Origin of the sequence: Neisseria sp. P0008.S002 (assembly GCF_051962805.1) — a bacterium.
Lineage (GTDB): Bacteria > Pseudomonadota > Gammaproteobacteria > Burkholderiales > Neisseriaceae > Neisseria > Neisseria perflava.
In genome coordinates this window covers 112,626-132,919 of the sequence record NZ_JBQCUY010000003.1, presented here as the reverse complement: position 1 = coordinate 132,919, position 20,294 = coordinate 112,626, and the positions used below count along the sequence as shown (strand labels likewise).

Below are 20,294 nucleotides of genomic sequence, written 5' to 3'. Positions count from 1 at the left end.
TTTGTTTATGGTTTTAAAGTTTAGGCAAACTGTTTGCCAAATTCGATAAACTCGTCTTTTTTGGCTTTGGCTTTGCCGGAGTTGATGGCTTCTTGCGCGGCTTTGACACCGTCCGCCAGCGATGCGACCACATTTCCTGCGTAGAGCGCGGCGGCTGCATTGAGGACGACGATGTCGCGTGCGGCACCGACTTTGCCATCCAGCACTTCGTTCATTTTTTGCAGGGATTCTTGCGCGTTTTCGACTTTGATTTCGTCCAAATTGCGGCGGATTTCCATGCCGAAATCGGCCGGGCTGATATCGTATTCGGTGATTTTGCCGTCTTTCAGTTCGGCAACGCGGGTTTTGCCGGTCAGCGTGATTTCATCCAAACCGCCTTCGCCGCACACAACCAAAACATGCTTGGAACCAAGCTGTTGCAATACGCGGGAAAGAATGCCGCACAAGTCGATGTGGAACACGCCCAAGAGTTGGTTTGCCGCGCCGGCAGGATTGGTCAACGGGCCCAAGATATTGAAGATGCTGCGGAAGCCGAGCGAACGGCGGACAGGAGCAACATAGCGCATGGCGCTGTGGTGGTTGGGCGCGAACATAAAGCCGATGCCGGTTTGCTGAATGCTTTGGGCAACCTGTTCGGGGTTGAGGTTGAGGTTGGCACCCATTTGTTCCATAACATCAGCAGCACCGCTGGATGAAGAAACGGAGCGGCCGCCGTGTTTGGCGACTTTCGCACCTGCCGCAGCCGCGACAAACATGGAAGTCGTGGAAATATTGAAGGTTTTGGCACCATCGCCGCCTGTGCCGACAATATCGACCAAGTCATCGGCGTTTTCCAGCGGCACTTTAGTGGCAAATTCACGCATCACGCTGGCTGCAGCGGTAATCTCGGAAACGGTTTCAACTTTAATCCGCAGGCCGGTCAGGATGGCGGCGATTTGCTCGGGCGGAACTTGGCCGCTCATGATTTGGCGCATGAGGTCGGTCATTTCATCGTAGAAAAGTTCGTTGTTGCTGATGAGGCGTTCAATCGCTTGTTGAGGGGTAATCATGATTTTTCCTTTGTTCGTGTCCGATGTGATTCAGGCCGTCTGAAAATGCGGTTTGAACATTGTCAAACACATTTCAGACGGCCTTTCATTAAGATTTTTGCGGACGATAGTCTTTAAATTCTTCCAGGAAGTTTTTCAGCATATCGTGGCCGTGTTCGGTTAGCAGGGCTTCGGGGTGGAACTGTACGCCTTCGACGGCATATTCTTTATGGCGTACGCCCATGATTTCGCCGTCTTCCGTCCATGCGGTAATTTCGAGGCAGTCGGGCAGGGTGGCGCGGTCGATGGCCAGGCTGTGGTAGCGCGTGCAGTTGACCGGATTGGGCAGATCTTTAAACATGCCTGTGCCGTGGTGGAAAACGGGGGAGACTTTGCCGTGCATCATCGTTTGCGCGCGCACGACATTACCGCCGAACGCTTCGCCCATGGTTTGATGGCCGAGGCACACGCCCATGACGGGCAGCCTGCCGGCAAAGTGCTGCATGGCTGCAACAGAAATGCCTGCTTCTTTAGGGGAACAAGGGCCGGGGCCGATGACCAGATATTGAGGTTTCAGGGCTTCGATTTCTTCGATGGTGATTTCATCGTTGCAGCGAACCAAAACTTCCTGCCCCAATTCGGCAAAGTATTGGACGATGTTGTAGGTGAAGCTGTCGTAATTATCGATAAATAAAAGCATTTGCAAACCTTTAATGACATTTTGGCAGACAGGGTAAGGCCTGCCAAAAGTGTAAAAATCGTTTATGTTTGCATAATATCACAATCTTCCCCTAAAGGCCGTCTGAAACGGCGGATAAGACAAAACAGCTAAAAAATGCTATGCTTTACGCTTTGAACCTAATCTGTTTGAAGTGATGAAAAAGTATCTTATCCCGACTGCCGCCGTCGTTATCGCCGCTGCGCTTGGCACGCCTTACTATCTCGGTGTCAAAGCGGAAGAAAGCCTGACCGAGCAACAAAAGCTGTTGCAGGAATCCGGTTTCCTGACCGTTGAATCCCACCAATACGATCGCGGCTGGTTCAGTTCAACCGAGACGACCGTCATCCGCCTCAAGCCGACCCTGCTTCAAAATACGCAAAAATACCTGCCGGACAATTTGAAAACCGTCCTGCAAGAGCCGATTACGGTCATCAACCACGTAACCCACGGCCCGTTTGCCGGCGGCTTCGGTACGCGCGCCCACGTGGAAACCGAGTTCCAATATCATCCGGAAACCAAAAAGGTTTTGGACCGCTTCTTCGGCCAGCAAACGCCGTTGACCATGACCAATACGGTTTACCTTTCCGGCGACGGCAAACTCAGCCTCAATATCCCCGCCTTCGACTACGAAGAGCTTTCCGGCATCAAGCTCAACTGGAAAGGCTTTAGCGGCAATACCGATTACAGCCAAGGCTTCAAAAGCTATCGCCACGATTACCTTGCGCCGTCTTTGCAAGTCAAATTGGCCGACAAAGGCGATGTTTCTTTGGAAAACCTGCGCTTCCAATCCGAAACAGAAGACGGCCTGACCAAACTTGCTTTGGGTAAGAGCAGCATTACGCTGGATAAATTCCTGCTGCAATGGAAAGAAAACATCGATTACAACGTTAAGTTGAACGAGTTGGTCAACCTCGTAACCAATCTGCAAATCGGTGCATTCATCAATCCGACCGGCACGATTGCTCCGTCTAAAATCGAAGTCAACAAACTGCGTTTCGATACCCAGACCGGCGAAGTCGATAAATTCATCAACAGCGAAGGCCGCTTCCAATTTGAAAGCCTGACCTATGGCGAAGACAAATACGGCCCTCTGGACATTAATGTCGCTGCCGAGCATTTAGACGCCGCGTCGCTTTTGGCATTGAAAAACAAAATTGCCGAAGTGTCCGTGAAGAAAATGAGCGAAGAGGAAATTCAGGCTTCTTTGCTTCAGACGGCCAAAAACGAGGCTTCGGGTCTGTTTACCAACAATCCGGTTTTAAACGTCAAAACTTTCAAATTTACCATGCCTAATGGTGATGTCGATGTCAGCGGCAAGCTTGCCTTTAAAGGTTTGACGGCCAAAGACCTCAACAGCCTGGGCGATATGCTGAAGAAAACCGAAGCCGACTTCAACATGAGCGTACCGCAAAAATTGTTGGAGCAGCTTGCCGTCAACCAAGCCAGCAGCCTGTTTAGCGTCAATGCCGAAGATGAAGCCGCAGGCCGCGCCAGCATCGACGATATCAACGAGACCTTGCGCCTGATGGTAGACAGCACCATCAAAAGTATGGCAAGAGAAAAATATTTGACCTTAGAAGACGATAATGTCAAAACCCATCTGACTCTGCAAAACAGCGAGTTGAAATTAAACGGAAAAGTCCTTCAAAGCGACCCGGAACCCGAGTTTGACGAATCAGACTTTCCCAATAACTAATCCTCAATCACACAAACAGCGGTTTTAGCTTCACTGAAGTTAAAACCGCAAATCAACCCACAATCAAAAAGGAAACCCATGTTCCGTACCATGCTCGGCGGCAAAATCCACCGTGCCACCGTTACCGAAGCCGACCTCAACTACGTCGGCAGCATTACCGTTGACCAAGACCTGCTGGATGCGGCAGGTATTTGCGTGAACGAAAAAGTCGCCATCGTCAACAATAACAACGGCGAACGTCTTGAAACCTACACCATCCCCGGCGAACGCGGCAGCGGCGTTGTTTGCCTCAATGGCGCGGCCGCACGTTTGGTTCAAAAAGGCGACGTCGTAATTATCATGTCTTACGTCATGTTGTCCGAACCCGAAATTGCAGCGCATGAGCCGAAAGTCGTCCTCGTCGATGAGAACAACAAAATCCGCGACGTGATTTCTTATGAGCCGCCGCACACCGTGTTGTAATATTCAAACAAAGGCCGTCTGAAACGTTTCAGACGGCCTGTTTCCCAAATTCAACTTATCTGAAAGGCTTTGCCGTGAATATCCAAATCAACAACATCACCGTCAGCAACGATGCGCCCTTTACCCTTTTCGGCGGCATCAATGTCCTTGAAGACCTCGACTCTACGCTGAAAGCCTGTGAGCAATACGTTAAAGTAACCGATAAACTCGGCATCCCTTACGTTTTTAAAGCCTCTTTCGACAAGGCAAACCGCTCTTCCATCCACTCTTTCCGCGGTGTGGGTTTGGATGAAGGCATGAAGATTTTTCAAGCAGTGAAACGCGAGTTTAACGTTCCCGTGATTACCGATGTTCACGAGCCTTACCAATGCCAACCGGTTGCCGAAGTCTGCGATGTCATTCAGCTGCCAGCCTTCTTGGCACGCCAAACCGATTTGGTGGTGGCAATGGCGAAAACCGGCAATGTCATCAACATCAAAAAGCCGCAATTCCTCAGCCCGTCTCAAATGAAAAACATCGTTGAGAAATTCCAAGAAGCAGGCAACGAGCAAATCATTTTGTGCGAACGCGGCGCGAACTTCGGCTACGACAACTTGGTGGTCGATATGCTCGGCTTTGGCGTGATGAAAAAAACGTGTCACAACCTGCCCGTTATTTTTGACGTAACCCATTCCCTGCAAACGCGTGAATCCGGTGCCGCTGCATCGGGCGGTCGTCGCGCCCAAGTATTGGACTTGGCGCTTGCCGGCATGGCAACCCGCTTGGCCGGTTTGTTCCTCGAATCCCATGCCAATCCCGACCAAGCCAAATGCGATGGCCCAAGCGCATTGCCGCTTGCGCAATTGGAAGACTTCCTGACCCGTGTTAAAGCAATCGATGAAACCGTGAAATCGTTTGCGCCTATGGATATTCGTTAAAGGCAAATAAGTTAAAAGGCCGTCTGAACATTTTTTCAGACGGCCTTTTGTATTTTTTATTGCATTTATTCAAAACTCACAAGTAAAGCGATAGAGTTTTTCAGCAATTAAATTGTTTTTTATTTCAAACCATTGCAGTTCTTCGGAAGATAGGACTCCATATGCACTCAATTGATCCTTACTGTCAAAAAATGCAAAGTCTTCATATGCCATTTTTTGATTTTCACAGTCAATTTGGAGTTTAAAACGAGCTTTAATATAGTCCTTTCCTATCATATTCTTTTGACTATTTATTGAGTTATTTTTAGGTGTAAGGTCGTGGCGGATTTGTCATAGTTTCGCGGAAATTTTGACACTTTTAAAAATATCGGCTGTGCCAAATAAATTGCAATTCAGAAATGAAAACAAAAGCGACGATACCGTCGCTTTTTATTTTACCAATTACATACGACCAATTCTCCACTGGTTTTACCAGTTTTATTTCTTCCGACCGTATAAGCCAATTCAAGTTGAGTGATACGGAAATCTTTAAACAATTCCCTGATATCAGGGTGGTCATTAATGGATAGCATGACCTTACCCTTACTCTCTGCCATTACCTTGGCCAGTAATTCATACTGCTCCCAGCCAAATGATTGGTCATAGCCTGCGGTCTGCCAATATGGTGGGTCTGCATAGAAGAAGGTGTGCTCACGGTCATATCGCTTGAAGCAACGATCCCACGATTCATTCTCTATATAAACACCTTTTAAACGGTCTTTAGCAGCCTTTAATTTAACCTCAATCTGAGACGCATCCCACGCTTTTGACGTGGTAGCTGTCCCAAAATGCTGATGGACGGTTTTGCCGCCGAAGGCGTTGTGTTGAAGGTAGAAGAAGCGAGCGGCACGTTGAATATCTGTCATGCATTCGGGCGGCGTGTTTTGCAGGCAGGAGAATGTCTCGCGGCTGGTCAGCGTCCACTCGAACTGACGGACGAACTCGTCGAAATGATGTTGTACCACACGATAGAGATTGATGAGCTGTCCGTTGATGTCGTTGAGTACCTCTACTTTAGCAGGCGTTGGGCGCATAAAGAACAATGCTGCGCCACCAGAAAACAACTCGACATAGCAAGAATGCTCGGGGAACATGGGCAAAAGATGTTTTGCCAAACGACGTTTGCCACCCATCCAGGGGATAATAGGTAATGTCTGTTGCATTTTTTGCATCATATATACTCCTAAATTATGGCATTCGCGATGCTCTAAATCAGATTTAATATGACGCTCAAAGGCATTCTTTTGATTTATTAATTAGCTGAAAGAATTGATGTTTTTACAACGAGCGCACTTTATTTGTACACAGCCGCTGCCTTTTGCCAGCAATTTCCCACAAAACTTACAGCGTAATTCACGATAGATTTGCATTTGCATCCACTCCTGTATCAGATAGAATGCCTCGGTCTCTAGAGACTAAGGCGGCCTTAGAAGTCAATGCAGGCATACTCTGCTTGGCTGGCGTAACAGTGTTGCCGCACTGTTACGTCGCCGTCCCACTTATATTTAAAATCCTCCCGAAGGCCGCCTTATTCAGACGGCCTTTTATTTATATTTGCCTACAAGTAGCGCAACTCTTTGGCTTTTGCGATGATACGTTCGGCGACTTTAGCCTCAACCGCCGGAAGCAGATGAGCACCGCCGTCCTGCGAGAGGGACAACGGCATTACGCCGTCTGTTTGCGCTTTTTTATCCGCCTCATTCGGCGTGAGGCCGCTATCCGTCCAAATCTGGTCAGATAAAATATATTGCTCAATATCAAAGACATTATTGCCATATTTAGACTTGAGCCAATTATTAAATTGATCCTTGAGCTGATGTCGGTATGGGTGGTTTTCTTTGGCCCAACCCGGCTTATTATCAGCCCATACAGTCAGGACAATATAACGGGGAGACTCTTTCGGCTGAACTTGTTGAATACATTTTTCAACATAGCTTTTGATTCGTTCTAAGACCGTCTGCCAGTTGCCGATATTTGCGCCGTTAATATCATTCTTGGCCGTTGCCAACACACAAATGCCATCGACACCGCCGCTGTTTTTCAGTCGTACCGGATATTTTTTACCCGGAACAACGCTATGAGCCTGGCTATCGCGCGGAATAACTTTAATATTGGCGGTTTGGCCGGTCATGACCGCCTCAATGTCATCGCCAATAATAACGACGGTAGAGTGCATACTGAAAGGCGTAACGCCTTCGCCGTAAACCAACTCGCCATCAACCATCACGCCATTCGCTTTTGCCGGAATAGTATCAACTTTAAAAGTAACTTCCACCGGACTGCCGTCCATCGACATCAAGGCATACGCAGCCAGGCTGCCCCCCTGTGCGTTGTTTACAACCGGCAGATTTTCAGCGGCGGCAACACTCACGGCCTGACCGCCGATACGCGCATTGGTAGAGTCCCCGAAGAAATTGAGGCTACGTTTCAATGCAGAAGGAGGGGAAGGAGGAGCTACCGGGCGTTCCGCTTCTTTAGGCGGAACCACAGGGCCCGACGGCATAACGGTATGACGTCCATGCTCGACCGGTGCGCCAATATATTGAATGCCGAATCGGTCGCCTTGCTGCAAGGTATCAGTAATATTTTCAGGCTTGGCACAATAACGCAGATCAATAATACAATTGTGCGGCTGAACAAGAGCGTAGCCGTCTTGCTCATCGGTTAACGCGACTAATTTATTTTTATTATCACGCAAAGAGAAATTGACCCAATCACCGGCACGCGTACCATCCGGCACTTTTACCTTCACACGCGTCAAGGCAGTGGCTTCAAATTTTAAAATGTCGCCGATACCGACACCCAACACTTCAGTTCGCACAAAACCTCCTCAAAATAATAATAATTATTTTAAGACGTTATACGAAAGCAACGCCTGGCTATACTGCACTTAGCCTTATACGCCAAGCTCTAAAACAGTAGTATCGGGAGCCTGCCCAAGGATACGGTTGCTCAAGACATCATAAAACACGCGCTGATTTAAAGCGGCTTGTCCGCTTAAAACAAGATTGCCGCCGCTTTGCGTTTGCGCCGCCCATGAGCCGCCGCCCAAATCGCCCGTTATTTTGGCAATGCCGCGCTGTTCGCGCCTGAGCAGTGCCGTCAGGTTTTGATACAGATTAGTCATTTTGTTATCCTCAACAAAAAGATAAAAGGCCGTCTGAACATGGCTTTCAGACGGCCTTTAAAGCATCTTTAAACCAGCTTTAATCACTCGTCAAAATAGCGGTCTATCGTTACATTTTGAGTCACGACAGGCGCGTCGTTTTCGATTTTGACTTCGACCGACACACCAACCACCACGCCTTGCCAGCTTCCCGAAGGCTCATTGATTTGCCAAATCTCGCCTAAATTCGCCATAGGAATGGCGTATTTATCCGATACCGGCAAAGACACCGTTTCGCGCTTATGCACACCGGTTTCGCTTAACGCGGCAATCCCTGCGGCGAGCAAGACCGGCTGGTCGGTATAAAGCGTATTGGTCAGCGCGGAGGCACGCGGCTCGCGGTTACTGCCGTTGCGGTACACATCCGCGCCTTTGCCCTTGTTATGGCTCGGCCAAACATAAACCCCATTGGCGCGCTCCGATACATTGCGCTGGCCGCTGATGCTGAAAATCACGCTGACAGGGACACTGACATCGGCAGGCGCATCGGAAACCTCCCAAGAAGCCTTTTTCCATTTAGGCTTAAAGCGGATAACCGGCCTAGCGCGGTCGCTCTCCACAAATCCCCCGGCGGCTTGAGCCAGCTCTTGCAAAACAGCAATCGGCGTTTTATCGGTCAACGAATACACATCTCCCGGAATCAACCAATCAGCCATCGTCCAGCCGTCCAAATCCACGCCTGTCGGGCGTAAAACCTCCGTTGCGATTTGTTGCGCATAAATCGGATTGCGGTATGTACCGCGGCCTTTAGGCGCATAGTCCGCGCCCAAACGGGCGGTAACACTGCGGCCGGTTACCGTATAGCTCTTTTGCCCAAAGCGGCGGTTGTCGCTGTAATCCTCGGCGAGGATGACAAAAGTATCCGCATTGATTTGCACCGCGATTTCGGCCTCCCGGCCTTTCGGGCGGACATCAGGATTAATCTTAGCGAAATCATCGGGCGAAACAGTCAAACTGCCTTGCCAGCAATAACCGGCAGTGTCCGTCGTAAAGGAAGCAGAAAACAGCCCGATCGGCTGGCCGTCAACCGTAGCCTTAATAATATTTTGCATGATATATCCGTCTAAAACAGGAGTGCTTACCGTATCAAAACAAGCAAACGGCAGCGGAATATGGCGCGCATCGTGTGCAATCTTTTTGCGGTAAAACCGCAGGTGCAGACGGTTTGAAGGCGGGCGGATACCGCAAACATAAGTTTCAGGAACCGGCTCTGGCTCAACCGGAATCTCATAATACTCGCAAGGCACAGCCAAAGCAGGCAGGCTTTGCGAATGCGCACAGCGTGCCAATACCGCCGCCTCGCGCACCTCCGACACCAAACAATCGCCAACCGGCGCATCATCGGAAAACACACTCTCCGAACACGCCGCCAAAGCCTCGCCAAGACCCGCCGCCGATTGATCCGCATTACAGCCGCTTAGAAACAAATCATCGGGGAAAGCATCATGCAGACAGCCGTCCAGGCCATCCATTCCGGCCTGCTCCGCCTGCATACAACCGGCAACCCCGTCAGACAAGCCGACCGTTTCATGCAGGCAGCTTTCCAACTCAGGCATATCCGAAAAGGCCGTCTGAAAACAAACCGCCTCCCCGACAGCCTCCGCCGTTATCCCCGACACTTGGGCAGCAATGCCGCCCAAATCATAACGACCGGCCGCGCACACTGCCTGCGTTGACACCGCCTGCTGCACAAAGCCCCACGCCCCCGAAACAGTCGCATAACCATCCGGAGGGCGGTACGGATTAGGCTTAGGCGGCGTATCAGGAACAATCTCGCCGCCGTCTTCAATATGGCGTAAAGGCCGTCTGAACGCCAACGGCAAGAACCTGGACGGCGGACGGGAGCCAATCGCCAAACCGAAAGGCAAAGGGATACGCGCCGAATCAGCATAAATTTTGTCTTCGGACATTTCAGACGGCCTCAACCGCCGCCGTCACGCTCGACATAAGGCTTAATAAAATCATAAGAAACAGGCTCGTATTGCTTTTTATAATCCGTCGCCACCATCAAATACTCCTCGTCTTCCTTAAGCCGGTCGAAGCGGTAGCTGCCGTCTTCCGCGCTCCAAGTATCGGCGATGCAGTACATATTAGGCCGGGAAAACAGGTAAATACGGCGCGAAGCCGGCTGGCCGCCTACCGTAACAATGCCCGTACCTTCGCCGGCAATATAGCCATGGCCGCCGTATTTCCAATGCGGTGACTTGACAGCACGGCTTCGCGCAATCCGGTTGACGACTTTGCCGCGCAGCTTGCCGCGTTTAACGGCAAGACGGCTGCGGAAAACATAATTCGGCATGGCTTACAGCTCCCAGGCCGTGAGGTTGATCAGCAGGCCGGAATGATTACTAAAAACTTTGACATACATCCATGCATCGCCGGAATTGTCTAAATTATCGTAAACAGTACCTTGCGGGATAACACTGTTACTCGGCATCGCTTCGTTAGTACGCATCAAACCCGGAACTAAGCCGCGAATCGCATATTTACTGCCATTAAGTTCCTCAAAAAGATACAGGTCGGAAGCCGTAAAGCCGCCACTGATTGGGCTTGGATAAGGGGAAGCGGATTCAACCACATTAGCACCACAATAAAATTTATTTGGCGCATCCCCCTTGTAATCACGCATGGCCGAGCAATAAAAATTGGAGTAGTCAGCAAGATTAAAATAATATTCGCTTCCGTACGCCCCCAGACCCAATAGGTTTTGATGCTCGTCAGCCACCGCCAAGCTTGGAAACTCCCCAAAATAAAGTACAGGGCTGCCTACCGAATTGCCCGGACTCAGCAAAACAAGGGCGAAGGCACGTGCATGACCTACTAAAACCCATTTCAATCTGAAACTATTGTCGTAATAACCGGAGCTAGCAAATCGAACCCTACTCGAATTACGCCAAACATACTGAACCGCCTTGCCCGCTGTAGCAGATGTCGGCTCCAAAATCCCACAGACATCGGCATAACGATTATTTCTGTCGCCGCCTGCAAGATACTTCGTATCATCCACCCCCAGCCACCACTTTGTCGCCTTCGGGTGCGTACTGCGGAAACAAGCTTCTTGCGTCTTTTCAAACGCCATTTCCCAGCCCAGCCCGTCCTTACGTTTATTACCTTCGCCGTAACCGGTAACCAAGCAGGCTTTTAAAATCGTTTTAATGCTGCCTGCCGCCGATTCAACCTGCGGCGCACCCTCGTCATCCCAGCGGTAAACCTTTACCGGCACACGTTGCGTATCAAACATTTCAGACGGCCTTTCTTTTTAAATGGTTTTTAAAACCAAATTAAAACAAAAGCCCCGAAAATCGGGGCTTGGCATAGTTGCACTCACTTGCTTGTTTCTATTTTGTTTTTTAGCGGAAATAAGTAATTTTCGCCTGATTTCCGCTTGCATCGACGGAGCAGCTAAATTGCGCACGCAACATAGCCCCGAAACTGTTTTGTGAATCGACATATCCGCTTATTTCAAACGTCCCATCGGCATTTTCACGTCGTTGCCACCCTCCGAAATCAGCCGAAGAAGGCGATTTTAAAATACCCGTTACCGCGCTTTCGCAAGCTGATTGCGCCTGATATACGCTCGGCTTGGATGACGTACCGCCGTTTTTGAATGTAAACCAAAGCATCGGGATGGAAACCAGAATCCCGGTGCCGATCAATTTCAAGAAATCAGACCCTCCGCTTTTTTTATTTTTCTGTCTGAGCTTTTCTCTTTCTTTCGCTTTTTCGCTTTCTTCTTTGGCAAGATCGGGATTGTCGGCATGGAGGATTTTATCGTATTCCGCCTTTGCCGCCGGATTCAGCAAATACTCGCGACACCATCTTATCTCATCCAACTCAAGTTCCTGTCGCTCCGCAGCACGCAATATAGCCCGTTTAATCTCTTCTTCCGTTGCAGATGACATAATCCCAAGAAGTTTGTAATAGTTTTCCATTTCATTCTCCATATTTATTTTAAATAATGTATTCTAAAACAAACGGCATAAAAAAGAAACAAACGGTATAAAGGCCGTCTGAAAGTGCTATTCAGACGGCCTTGTCTTTTATTCGGCCACTGTATTACCGCGCAAACACGCGGTAAAACCATCGCGGCCGTTTTGCTTGTCCGGCGAAGGCTGGACACTGCGCAAAATCCAAACGGGCAACAGCGTGCCGTAGGTGTTGAAGCGGATACAGTTCTGGACCGACCAGCCGCCGCCGAATGCGGCCGCCTTGAGCGTGAAATACGGCTTGCCGGTCGCAGGATTGGTCGGCGCAAGATCGGTCAAGGTATCGCTTTTTGCGACCAAGCCCAGCCGCTCGCCGTAAAGCTCAAATTGGGTTGCAGTAATAAATTTAATCAGCCAACGCTCGGTAATCGCGCCATTACTGGCCAATTTAATCGGGTAGTCTTTGACATTGGTACGCGCCAAAATAGGCTCCCCGCGTTGCGCGTCACTCCACACATTGTCCCATGCCTGTTGCGAAAACGGCTCGGTAGCGCGCACCAGCAAATCGCCGCCGATCAGGGCGGAGGACACAAATGTATGCTCCTTCGGATAGTTGCGCCCAATCGCAAACTGGAGTTTCAGACGGCCTGAAATATCGACGCCGGTCACACGGTTTTCTTCTTCCCACGCGCAAACGGCAGTCAGCGGCAGGGTATATTGCGACAAGTCCAACGGCTCGGCAAAAGTAATGCTGCCCGCTTTGAGGTCTGCCGTGTATTTCTCAGCGAGGACGTGTTTGCCCTTGCTGTCGACCAAGCAGAGGCGGTCGATATTTTGACGGTTGAGCGTGATTTTTTGAGCGGCAGTAAACGCGCTGCCCAAATCCTGCTTGAGACGGTTGGAAATCACGATCATATCGCCCTTGCGGAACACAGGGACGCGTCCATCGGCAGGCAGGCGTACGGCATCAATGCCGATAATCGACGAATCCAAAGGCAGGTTGTCTTGGGTCACGGCGTTGTAGCGTAAATCTTCAGGGTAAAAACCCTCATCGCGCTTGATTTCATAAAAGCCTGTCTCGTAGTCGATTTTGCCTGTGATGCCGCCGGTAATTTCGCCTGCGGCGTTGCTTCTGCCGACAATTTCGCCATTGCCCGCGTAAACGGTAAAACTTTCAGGCTTAACCGGCGCAGCAGGTGTGCGGCCTGCATAACCATAACCCTTGATCTGTGGCTGGCGTACGATACCGCCTGTAATTTTAAGATTCAGGAAGGCAATATTACGGTCATTGATAATGACTTTACCGTCAGCAGTCAACGTACCGACTACATCGCCAGAACCTTGTACTGCATTCCAATTCTTATAAAGCGTACCGCCTCGTTCAACAATCTCTGTCTCGCCGTCATGAAATGACCAGGTATCAAAAACACAGACGCTTCCTTGATCAAAGTCGCTCAAAACATTAAATAACAAGCCACCGTTCAAGCTGCCACGACGTTTTTTTATTGAGGCTGGATCACTAGTGAGGTAATCTGCATACCAACTGACTATTTTCCCATAACGGTTTATTGTTTTGGTTTCAAGCAATTCTAGGTACTTATATTTTGTACCCAAAATATTTCCTTCGACTATCCGTCTTTCCTGACCAGCAACCTGCAACACCGTTTTAGGTACAATTATTGTCGAGCCTACAGCACTTACACCCTCGGCTTTTCGACCGCCGATTGTGAACTCGCCATTTTTCGCAGGGTTGGCGGACAATACAATTTTAAAACCGCCTGAACCAGTTTTTATTCCCATTATTTATCCTATCTCAATGCTGCCGCATAACCAGAATAACTGTTTGAAACAGTTGTACTTGTATATTCTTCAAAGCTTCCCAAAGCCGTTAAAGAAACAGTGCGCCAATCAGGTATCGCTGTCCCCAGTGTGATATTCCAAACCTCTCCTTTTTCCTCTGCGGTCAAGCCAAGACCATCAGCAAGGCCAACTTGAATGCGATCAGGCTCATCACAAACATAATCAACTGAAGTAGAGTCAATATAAGCCGGCAATTTAATCGTGCCGTTCAAATAATCCACGCTGCCAGTTGCATCGCCCGTTAATTTTCCTGCTCCATCATCTCGTGCGCTTTTTTTACCGTTATTTTGCCAAGTAAGCACCAGCGTTCCCGGCTTAATTGGATGGCCTAGGGAATAAGTGCACTCCCCATTTGCCGCCTTGGGCAGATTATTCCCCCCCGTCTTCCCACCATCAAAAGACGTAAAACCAGAGGAATCTCCCCATTGAAACACCAAACGGCTGCCAACATCCGGAAGAGACGGTAGATTAAGCAATACACTGCCTGTTGCAGACGATACCGTACCTACACTTTTACCGGCTTCATCCCGTAACACGCCGTCGCCTGTATCGGTCAAAACATACCAAACGCCCAAAGCCATAAAAGACACTTTTAAACTACCCAAAGCAGGATTAGGTCTAAGCAGAGGGGCAAATGATGTACCGTGGTTGGTTTCTTTAATTTCTACCGCAAAAGCATATCGCGCTGATGACGATTTAGCACCCGGAACCGCAGTTACCGTGTAATAACCTGTCGGCAAACCACTCAGACGCCCATGAGCGTAATCGGCATTGACGATATTGTCCCCGCTTTTAAGTTGACCGAAGCCATTGTCTGTGTAGTTCCCAATCTTGATACTGCCGGGTAAAACAGCCGAAGGCAAAGTTAAGGTTCCACTATCGACACGCCCCGCAAAAAGCTGCTTTTCCGGCGCAGCGGCGACCCATGCTTCACCGGGAACCGGGTATTCGTCCGCATAAGGTGTCTCGACTGTCGAGGTCGGTACAAGCTTTTCGTAAATGCTTGACACCGTCAGCGCGGCATCTCCTGCCGAAAGGCCATCTGACACGGGTTTGACACCATAATAAGTCGCGGAATCTGCAACTTGGGTTTCTAAAATCTTAACTTTAGGCGCGGCATAACCTTTGACCGGATAATCGACACCGTCAAAATCTCGGGTTAACGGATTGCTGATTTCCATTTTGACTACACGGCGCGGCACTTCCTCGACCTCACCGTTTGATTTTGGAATCTCAAAAATGCGCACCTCGTCTTCGATGTTGATAATGCGGAAATACTCTGTGATACGGCGCGTCATATTTTCAGTTTTATCCTCATATTGCAGACAATAACGCTCGCCAACCTTCGGCAAAGGAGCCTCTACGCGCTGATACGCCTGCACAAGGCGCACGCCTGCCAAATGGCGACCCAATAACGTCATGCGGCTCTCCACTGTCGGCACAGAATACGCCTCAATGCGCGGCATAATATCCGCGCGGCTCTCTCCGTAGTTGCGCGCCTTAAACGCTAAAAAAGACACGTTTTCAGAGGTCGGCGGCTCGGTAATGACGAAATGACCGCCGTAAAGCGGCTCGGAGTCGTTACGCAAAACGGCAGGGTACAGCAGACGCGCGTCCAGGCTGCCCATCGTGCGGTCAACGTCCGAGACGGGCGGAAAAATCTCGTTATCCTCGCCCGTCAGCGGCTGGCCGACCATCAAACCGCCGCCGTCAGGCGTATCGGTCATGCGCTGGCTGGGGTAAATCTGCAAATCCTGCTGCGTCAGGCGCGTTGTTTTTTCCATTTTGAAACCTTTTTAAATCCTGTTTAAACCTACTTTCAGACGAACTTAAAACGTCATCAGGCAGAGCTGGGCGGTGTATCGCTCGCTATCCGTTTCCGGCGTTGAGTAATGCACCGGCTCGACATTGTTCAAAGCCGCGTTGTGCGTACGCCAAATAACATTAAATTCGCGGCCGTCGTAGTGCGTCAGCGTCATCTCCAATTCGGGGACGTCGGTCCAGTCACGCAACGTACGCAAGATACTCAAATCAAGCCACACCCAATCGCCCGACAGCGTAATCGGGCGACCGTTTGTCTTAATGCCTTGTTGAATGACCAATCCGCCCGACAAGGTGCGCTGCGGAGCGGCCTGCGCCACCTTGTTCCATTCAAATTCATCGTCCCAGCGCATATCCTGCGGCAGATGTACGGCCACGCCGGTATCTTTCCGTTTCAGCGTCCATTCTTGATTTGCCATTTCAGACGGCCTTTGCGTATTTTTCTCAAAACCCTATTAAAACAAAAGCCCCGAAAATCGGGGCTTGGCATGGTTGCAGTCAGATGGTTGCAGGCCGTCTGAATTATGTCGTGCGCTTTAATGAAGCTTGTAAACTATTCATAAAACCGTTAACAGCTTTCTCAGCAACCGCTTGGTCGCGCTGCGCCAAAATTTGGTTAAGCTTTTCCGGGTCGATATTAACCTGCGGATTGCCGATTTGTTGCAACCGCTGGGCGGCATTACTGTTACCATACGAACCTTGGTTGCGGACTTGCTCTTGCGCGGCAGATTCGGCGCGCTTGCTGCGCTGCCTGTTGTAAATCTGTTGCTGCAAATCGATTTGACGCTGATATTCGCGCGCAACGTCGGTTTGTTTGAGGCGGTTGGCATTGTCGAGTTTTTGTTGCAGCTCACGGATTTTTCTTTCTTGCTGCAAAGAATAAACCGCTTCCGTATTACCATTAAGCTCGGCAAGCTCGGCCTCAAGCGCGCGGGTTGCATCATGTGCTTCTTGACGCAGGGCATTCAGCCGGCGTTGGGCATCGGATATCGCATTGCGGAATTTTGTCAGCTCAGTATTCCCCAATTTATCGGCAGCACGAGATGCCGCGCTGGCCGCATCGTTCAAGATATCCTGTGTCACTGCGCCTTGAGCAGCAGCATTGGTCAGCCTTTGCATCGCGGTATTCGCGTTGTAAATCTGTTGCGTGTACTCTTTCATCTGAGCAGCGCGGAATGTGGCCTCCATGCCCAACTTAATCCCGGAAAACTGTCGGTTCATCAAATCTAGCTGCTCATTATTGAGCTTGTAAAAGCCTGCCGTTTGCGTCAGACGGTAGCCGTAATCACTAAACGATTTAGACGCATTTGCTGCCGCTTTGGCTGCATTGTCTGCCTCTGCTGCCGCCTCTTTGTTGGCTGTCGCCACTTTTCTGACCGATTGGGCATGGTTTTCCGCCGCTTGCGAGCCTTTTTCATGCGCGGCTTTCGCGGCTTCGCCTGTTTTAGCGGCAGTATCATTTAACCCTTGATAGGCGGTTTTGGCTTTTTCCGCACCGCCCGAAGCCGCGTCGCCCAACCGGGCAAGCTGTTCCTGCGTCAACAGTGCCGCGTCTCCGCTGGCTTTGAGCTGGTGTTGAAACTCGGCAAATTCCTCCTTGCTTTTAAGTTTGCCCATCATGGCCTCAAAGGCTGCCTGTATTAGCTTGGCATCTTTTTGACCGGCGGCCGCCGCTTCTGTCGAGGCTGTCTGAAAATCAGCGAATGCCTGCCGCGCGTCGCTGCTGATACCTGTCATCACGGCCTTGCTGTCCACGCCGATTTTGGCGAAGGCGTCGGCAACCTTGTCCGTCGACTCCCTTGCCGTATCTCCGATTTTCTTAATTTCCTCGGCCGTCAGCCCGGATTGTTTGCCTACCTTTTCCAATTCGGCCAAAAGAGCATCGGTTGATTCTTTACTGTCCATCTGCTTGAGCGCGGCCTGAAACACCCGGCCCATCTGCTCGGCATCATTACCAAACTGAGAGGCGACACGCGAAAAATTGGCAATACCTTCCGCCGCCTTTTTGCTCATGCCGGTGGTTACCTCTTCCGCCGTCAAACCCAAAGCCTCAAGGGCTTTTTGTGCTGCGGCAAGCTCGCCTGTATCTGCGCTGATTTTGACGTTTTTCTTATCAAGTTCGGCTTTCAGTTCGGCGGTTTTGGTACGCACGTTTTCCAGCTTGATTGCCAGCTCACTGTAAAAGTCGCTGGTTTCTCGACCGTCTGCACGCAAGGCGGCCATACTGTGTTCCAACGCTGACAACTCTGTTGCAGACGCACGATATTCGGCTTGCAGGGCTTTGACGGCGGCTGCCTCTTCTTCGGCAGCTTTTTTCTTGGCGACGGCGGCTTTTTCGGCAGCTTCCTGGGCTTTTTTATCCGCTATCTCCAACTCGCGCTTAATTTGGGCTTCGGTTTTGAAAAACTCGTGATACTTGTCGAGACCGCCGGTGGTAAACAGACTATCCAAAATGGCAGGAATACGGGCGAGGTTATCGCCGAAAATTTTTGCTAAATCCGTGTTTTCGCGCAGCCAGCCGCCCACACCACGGCCGACCTCAAAAGCCGCAAAAAGTAATCCGGCATTGGATGCCGCCGTCTTGAGATTTTGAGCCAATGCTCCCGCAGCAGCCGCGCCATTACCGAAACCGTTACCGGCAGCAGCGGATTTGAGCGCAATGCCCAGCTCTCGTGCAGCGACAGTGGTCGACAGGATAGATGCTTTGGTTGCTTCAATTCCGACACGCTGGGTCGCAAATGATGCTGATACCGCACCACCAGTCAGGCGGACAGCCGCCTCATAAGCCTTGACGGCAACTGCGCCTGCTGCAAACAGCGTGGCAAGTTGCGTCAAAACCGGAAACTCTTCGGTAATCGCTCCGATTGCGCTTGCCACACTGCCGGCCGTACTCGCCAATAGAGACACCAAAGGCAGCAGCTTTTCGCCGACCTCGATGGCAACGTTGATGATTTCCTGCTTGGCTTTGTTGATTTGCGCCTCGCTGGTGGACATGGCGTTTGCCACCTCTTTTTGCATCGCGCCGACGACTTGTCCCTTGTCAGCGACCAAACCCAAAGCCTTTTCGTATTCGCCCAGTGAGCCGACCAAGAGGGCAATGTCGTCGCTGTATTCCGTGCCGAAGAGTTGCGAGAGCATTAGGGCGCGGCTTTGTTTGTCCAAGCCTTCGAGTTTGTGCAAGAAGTCCGTTAAAGCCTGCTGCGGATTGGCGGCGATATTGGCTGCCATCTCGTCGGCAGACGTACCGATACCTTCCAAGGCTGCCTGAAAGCCCTTGCCCTGGCTTTGCGCGGTTTGCAGTTTTTGCAGCATGGCATTGATGGCGGTCGCCGCTACTTCGGGCGGTTTGCCCAAGGCGATAAAGGCGTCGGCAAGCGCGGCAGCTTCGTCGGCGGCCAGTCCGAACTGCTTGGCCGTACCGCCGATACGCGCCATCGCCGCAACAATGTCTTTTTCACGGGCGGCGGTATTGTTGCCCAAAACGTTGATGGCATCACCGAGCTTCTCGACTTCTCCAATCGGGAGCTGGAACACGTTGGCAATCGTCGCGGCGGCATTGCCTGCCTCTTCAGCAGTCATGCCAAAGGCAACCGACATCTTAGACGCGATGGCGGTAAATTCCGACAACTTCTCAATCGGGATGCCGAGCTGTCCGCCGGCAGCGGCAAGATCCGCCATTTCGGCGGCGGAAATGCCCAATTCCGCACTCATTTTTTTCAGCTCGTCTGAAAGTTTGGCGTACTGCTCGTCCGTACCTTCGGCGACTTTTTTCACGCCCGCCATCGCAGTCTCAAACTTCATCGCCTCTTTGGCGGCAAACGCCAAGCCGCCTGCCTTACCGACCAAACCTTGAACTTCAGAGGCAATTTCGGAAATAGACGGCTTCACGCCTTTCAGGCTGGCTTCAAGTTCGCGCACCTTGCCTTCCTGCAACTGCGCCGCCCGGGCTAATTCTTCATGCGAGAGCGTGCCGCTGTTTTTAAGCAATTCGTAGGCGTCTTTGGTCTTTTGGATTTCCTGCCGTGCCTTGTCGTCGGTATCGATGCCGAGCTGGATTTTTGCATCAGCAATGGCTTTTAGGGTTTGCGCTTCGGCGGTCAGGCGGTCGAGCTGCGCTGTTGCGGCGGCGGATTCGGACGACAGGCGCGCCTCTTCGGCGGCAAGATTTTTGACGGACACGCCCGACACCGACATCGCATCGCGGGCGGCATACAGCTTGCCTGTCAGCTCGGTTTCGCTTTTTGCCAGGCGTTCGGATTCGGCACGCAGTTTCGCCAAATCGGCCTGCTGTTGCTGCGTACCGCCGCCGCGCATGGATTTCTCCAACGTCGCGGTCAGCTCGTCCAGCGCGCGCATTTCTTTGGCGGTATTGTCCAATTCCGCCGACAACGCCTTATATTCTGCAATTGCCGCCTGTTGCGCTTGTGCTTTGGCCAGCGTTGCGCCCAGCTCTTTCGCTTCGGTGGTCAGCTTGCCCGTATCGATGCCCGCTGCCTCGATGGACTGCGCCAGCGCGTCGATGTTTTCAACGCCGGACACGCCCGCCTTAATCTCTAAACCTGCCTGAATATTCGCCATGATTTAATCCTGTTTTAAAACCCGTTTAAAAAAGGCCGTCTGGAACCTGCCGCCGCTGCGCCTACACGCAGAAGCCAGTT

Annotated in this window: 18 protein-coding genes; 3 read left to right on the top strand and 15 right to left on the bottom strand. The window is 50.9% G+C overall.

Translation table 11 applies throughout. The features are described 5' to 3' along the window. Positions 1-20 precede the first annotated feature (20 nt). Positions 21-1,049 carry an anthranilate phosphoribosyltransferase gene (gene trpD, locus ACTHSA_RS04315; RefSeq protein WP_440367531.1) on the bottom strand — a complete coding sequence of 343 codons (1,029 nt, stop codon included), beginning with the start codon at positions 1,047-1,049 and terminating at the stop codon, positions 21-23. Between the two features lie 88 nt (positions 1,050-1,137). Further along, positions 1,138-1,728 (bottom strand): aminodeoxychorismate/anthranilate synthase component II, encoded by a 591-nt coding sequence (locus ACTHSA_RS04310; RefSeq protein ID WP_003683598.1) that lies wholly within the window; start codon positions 1,726-1,728, stop codon positions 1,138-1,140. 175 nt (positions 1,729-1,903) lie between these two features. On the opposite strand from ACTHSA_RS04310, the gene ACTHSA_RS04305 reads away from it, so the two are divergent. From ACTHSA_RS04305 to kdsA, 3 genes are all read left to right on the top strand, one after another. Next, complete coding sequence (locus ACTHSA_RS04305; protein ID WP_128582723.1) at positions 1,904-3,445, top strand: YdgA family protein; 1,542 nt, start codon at positions 1,904-1,906, stop codon at positions 3,443-3,445. Positions 3,446-3,523: 78 nt separating this feature from the next. Continuing rightward, complete coding sequence (panD, locus tag ACTHSA_RS04300; RefSeq protein WP_128582724.1) at positions 3,524-3,907, top strand: aspartate 1-decarboxylase; 384 nt, start codon at positions 3,524-3,526, stop codon at positions 3,905-3,907. Positions 3,908-3,981: 74 nt separating this feature from the next. Continuing rightward, positions 3,982-4,824, top strand: coding sequence for a 3-deoxy-8-phosphooctulonate synthase (gene kdsA / locus ACTHSA_RS04295; RefSeq protein ID WP_003747068.1), 843 nt, complete (start codon positions 3,982-3,984; stop codon positions 4,822-4,824). A gap of 69 nt (positions 4,825-4,893) precedes the next feature. Here the strand turns inward: kdsA and ACTHSA_RS04290 are convergent, their stop codons facing one another. The 13 genes from ACTHSA_RS04290 to ACTHSA_RS04230 form a co-directional block, all read right to left on the bottom strand. Next, complete coding sequence (locus ACTHSA_RS04290) at positions 4,894-5,100, bottom strand: hypothetical protein (RefSeq protein WP_440378813.1); 207 nt, start codon at positions 5,098-5,100, stop codon at positions 4,894-4,896. A 158-nt stretch (positions 5,101-5,258) separates the two neighbouring features. Further along, the gene (locus ACTHSA_RS04285; protein ID WP_083314035.1) at positions 5,259-6,038 is read right to left on the bottom strand and encodes a DNA adenine methylase; all 780 of its coding nucleotides are present in this window, start codon (positions 6,036-6,038) and stop codon (positions 5,259-5,261) included. Positions 6,039-6,119: 81 nt separating this feature from the next. Then, entirely contained in the window at positions 6,120-6,233 is a 114-nt protein-coding gene (locus tag ACTHSA_RS04280) for a zinc finger domain-containing protein (protein ID WP_079453713.1), read from the bottom strand. Positions 6,234-6,421: 188 nt separating this feature from the next. Further along, on the bottom strand, positions 6,422-7,684 hold the full coding sequence (locus ACTHSA_RS04275) for a hypothetical protein (protein ID WP_070646345.1): 1,263 nt from the start codon (positions 7,682-7,684) through the stop codon (positions 6,422-6,424). 75 nt (positions 7,685-7,759) lie between these two features. Further along, entirely contained in the window at positions 7,760-7,990 is a 231-nt protein-coding gene (locus ACTHSA_RS04270; RefSeq protein WP_070646342.1) for a hypothetical protein, read from the bottom strand. Between the two features lie 83 nt (positions 7,991-8,073). Further along, positions 8,074-9,939, bottom strand: a complete 1,866-nt coding sequence (locus tag ACTHSA_RS04265; protein ID WP_070646339.1) for a hypothetical protein — start codon at positions 9,937-9,939, stop codon at positions 8,074-8,076. A gap of 11 nt (positions 9,940-9,950) precedes the next feature. Beyond that, positions 9,951-10,328: a hypothetical protein gene (locus ACTHSA_RS04260; protein WP_070646336.1), complete on the bottom strand. Its 378-nt coding sequence runs from the start codon at positions 10,326-10,328 to the stop codon at positions 9,951-9,953. Positions 10,329-10,331: 3 nt separating this feature from the next. Further along, positions 10,332-11,270 carry a hypothetical protein gene (locus ACTHSA_RS04255; RefSeq protein ID WP_070695169.1) on the bottom strand — a complete coding sequence of 313 codons (939 nt, stop codon included), beginning with the start codon at positions 11,268-11,270 and terminating at the stop codon, positions 10,332-10,334. Between the two features lie 109 nt (positions 11,271-11,379). Next, a complete protein-coding gene (locus ACTHSA_RS04250) occupies positions 11,380-11,961 on the bottom strand; it encodes a hypothetical protein (protein ID WP_070646330.1) in 582 nt (193 codons plus the stop codon). Between the two features lie 108 nt (positions 11,962-12,069). Then, positions 12,070-13,755 (bottom strand): hypothetical protein, encoded by a 1,686-nt coding sequence (locus tag ACTHSA_RS04245; RefSeq protein ID WP_070646327.1) that lies wholly within the window; start codon positions 13,753-13,755, stop codon positions 12,070-12,072. An 8-nt stretch (positions 13,756-13,763) separates the two neighbouring features. Further along, positions 13,764-15,599 carry a hypothetical protein gene (locus ACTHSA_RS04240; protein ID WP_249967815.1) on the bottom strand — a complete coding sequence of 612 codons (1,836 nt, stop codon included), beginning with the start codon at positions 15,597-15,599 and terminating at the stop codon, positions 13,764-13,766. Between the two features lie 45 nt (positions 15,600-15,644). Beyond that, positions 15,645-16,055 carry a hypothetical protein gene (locus ACTHSA_RS04235; RefSeq protein ID WP_070646324.1) on the bottom strand — a complete coding sequence of 137 codons (411 nt, stop codon included), beginning with the start codon at positions 16,053-16,055 and terminating at the stop codon, positions 15,645-15,647. Between the two features lie 103 nt (positions 16,056-16,158). Continuing rightward, positions 16,159-20,214: a phage tail tape measure protein gene (locus tag ACTHSA_RS04230; protein WP_070646321.1), complete on the bottom strand. Its 4,056-nt coding sequence runs from the start codon at positions 20,212-20,214 to the stop codon at positions 16,159-16,161. Positions 20,215-20,294 lie beyond the last annotated feature (80 nt).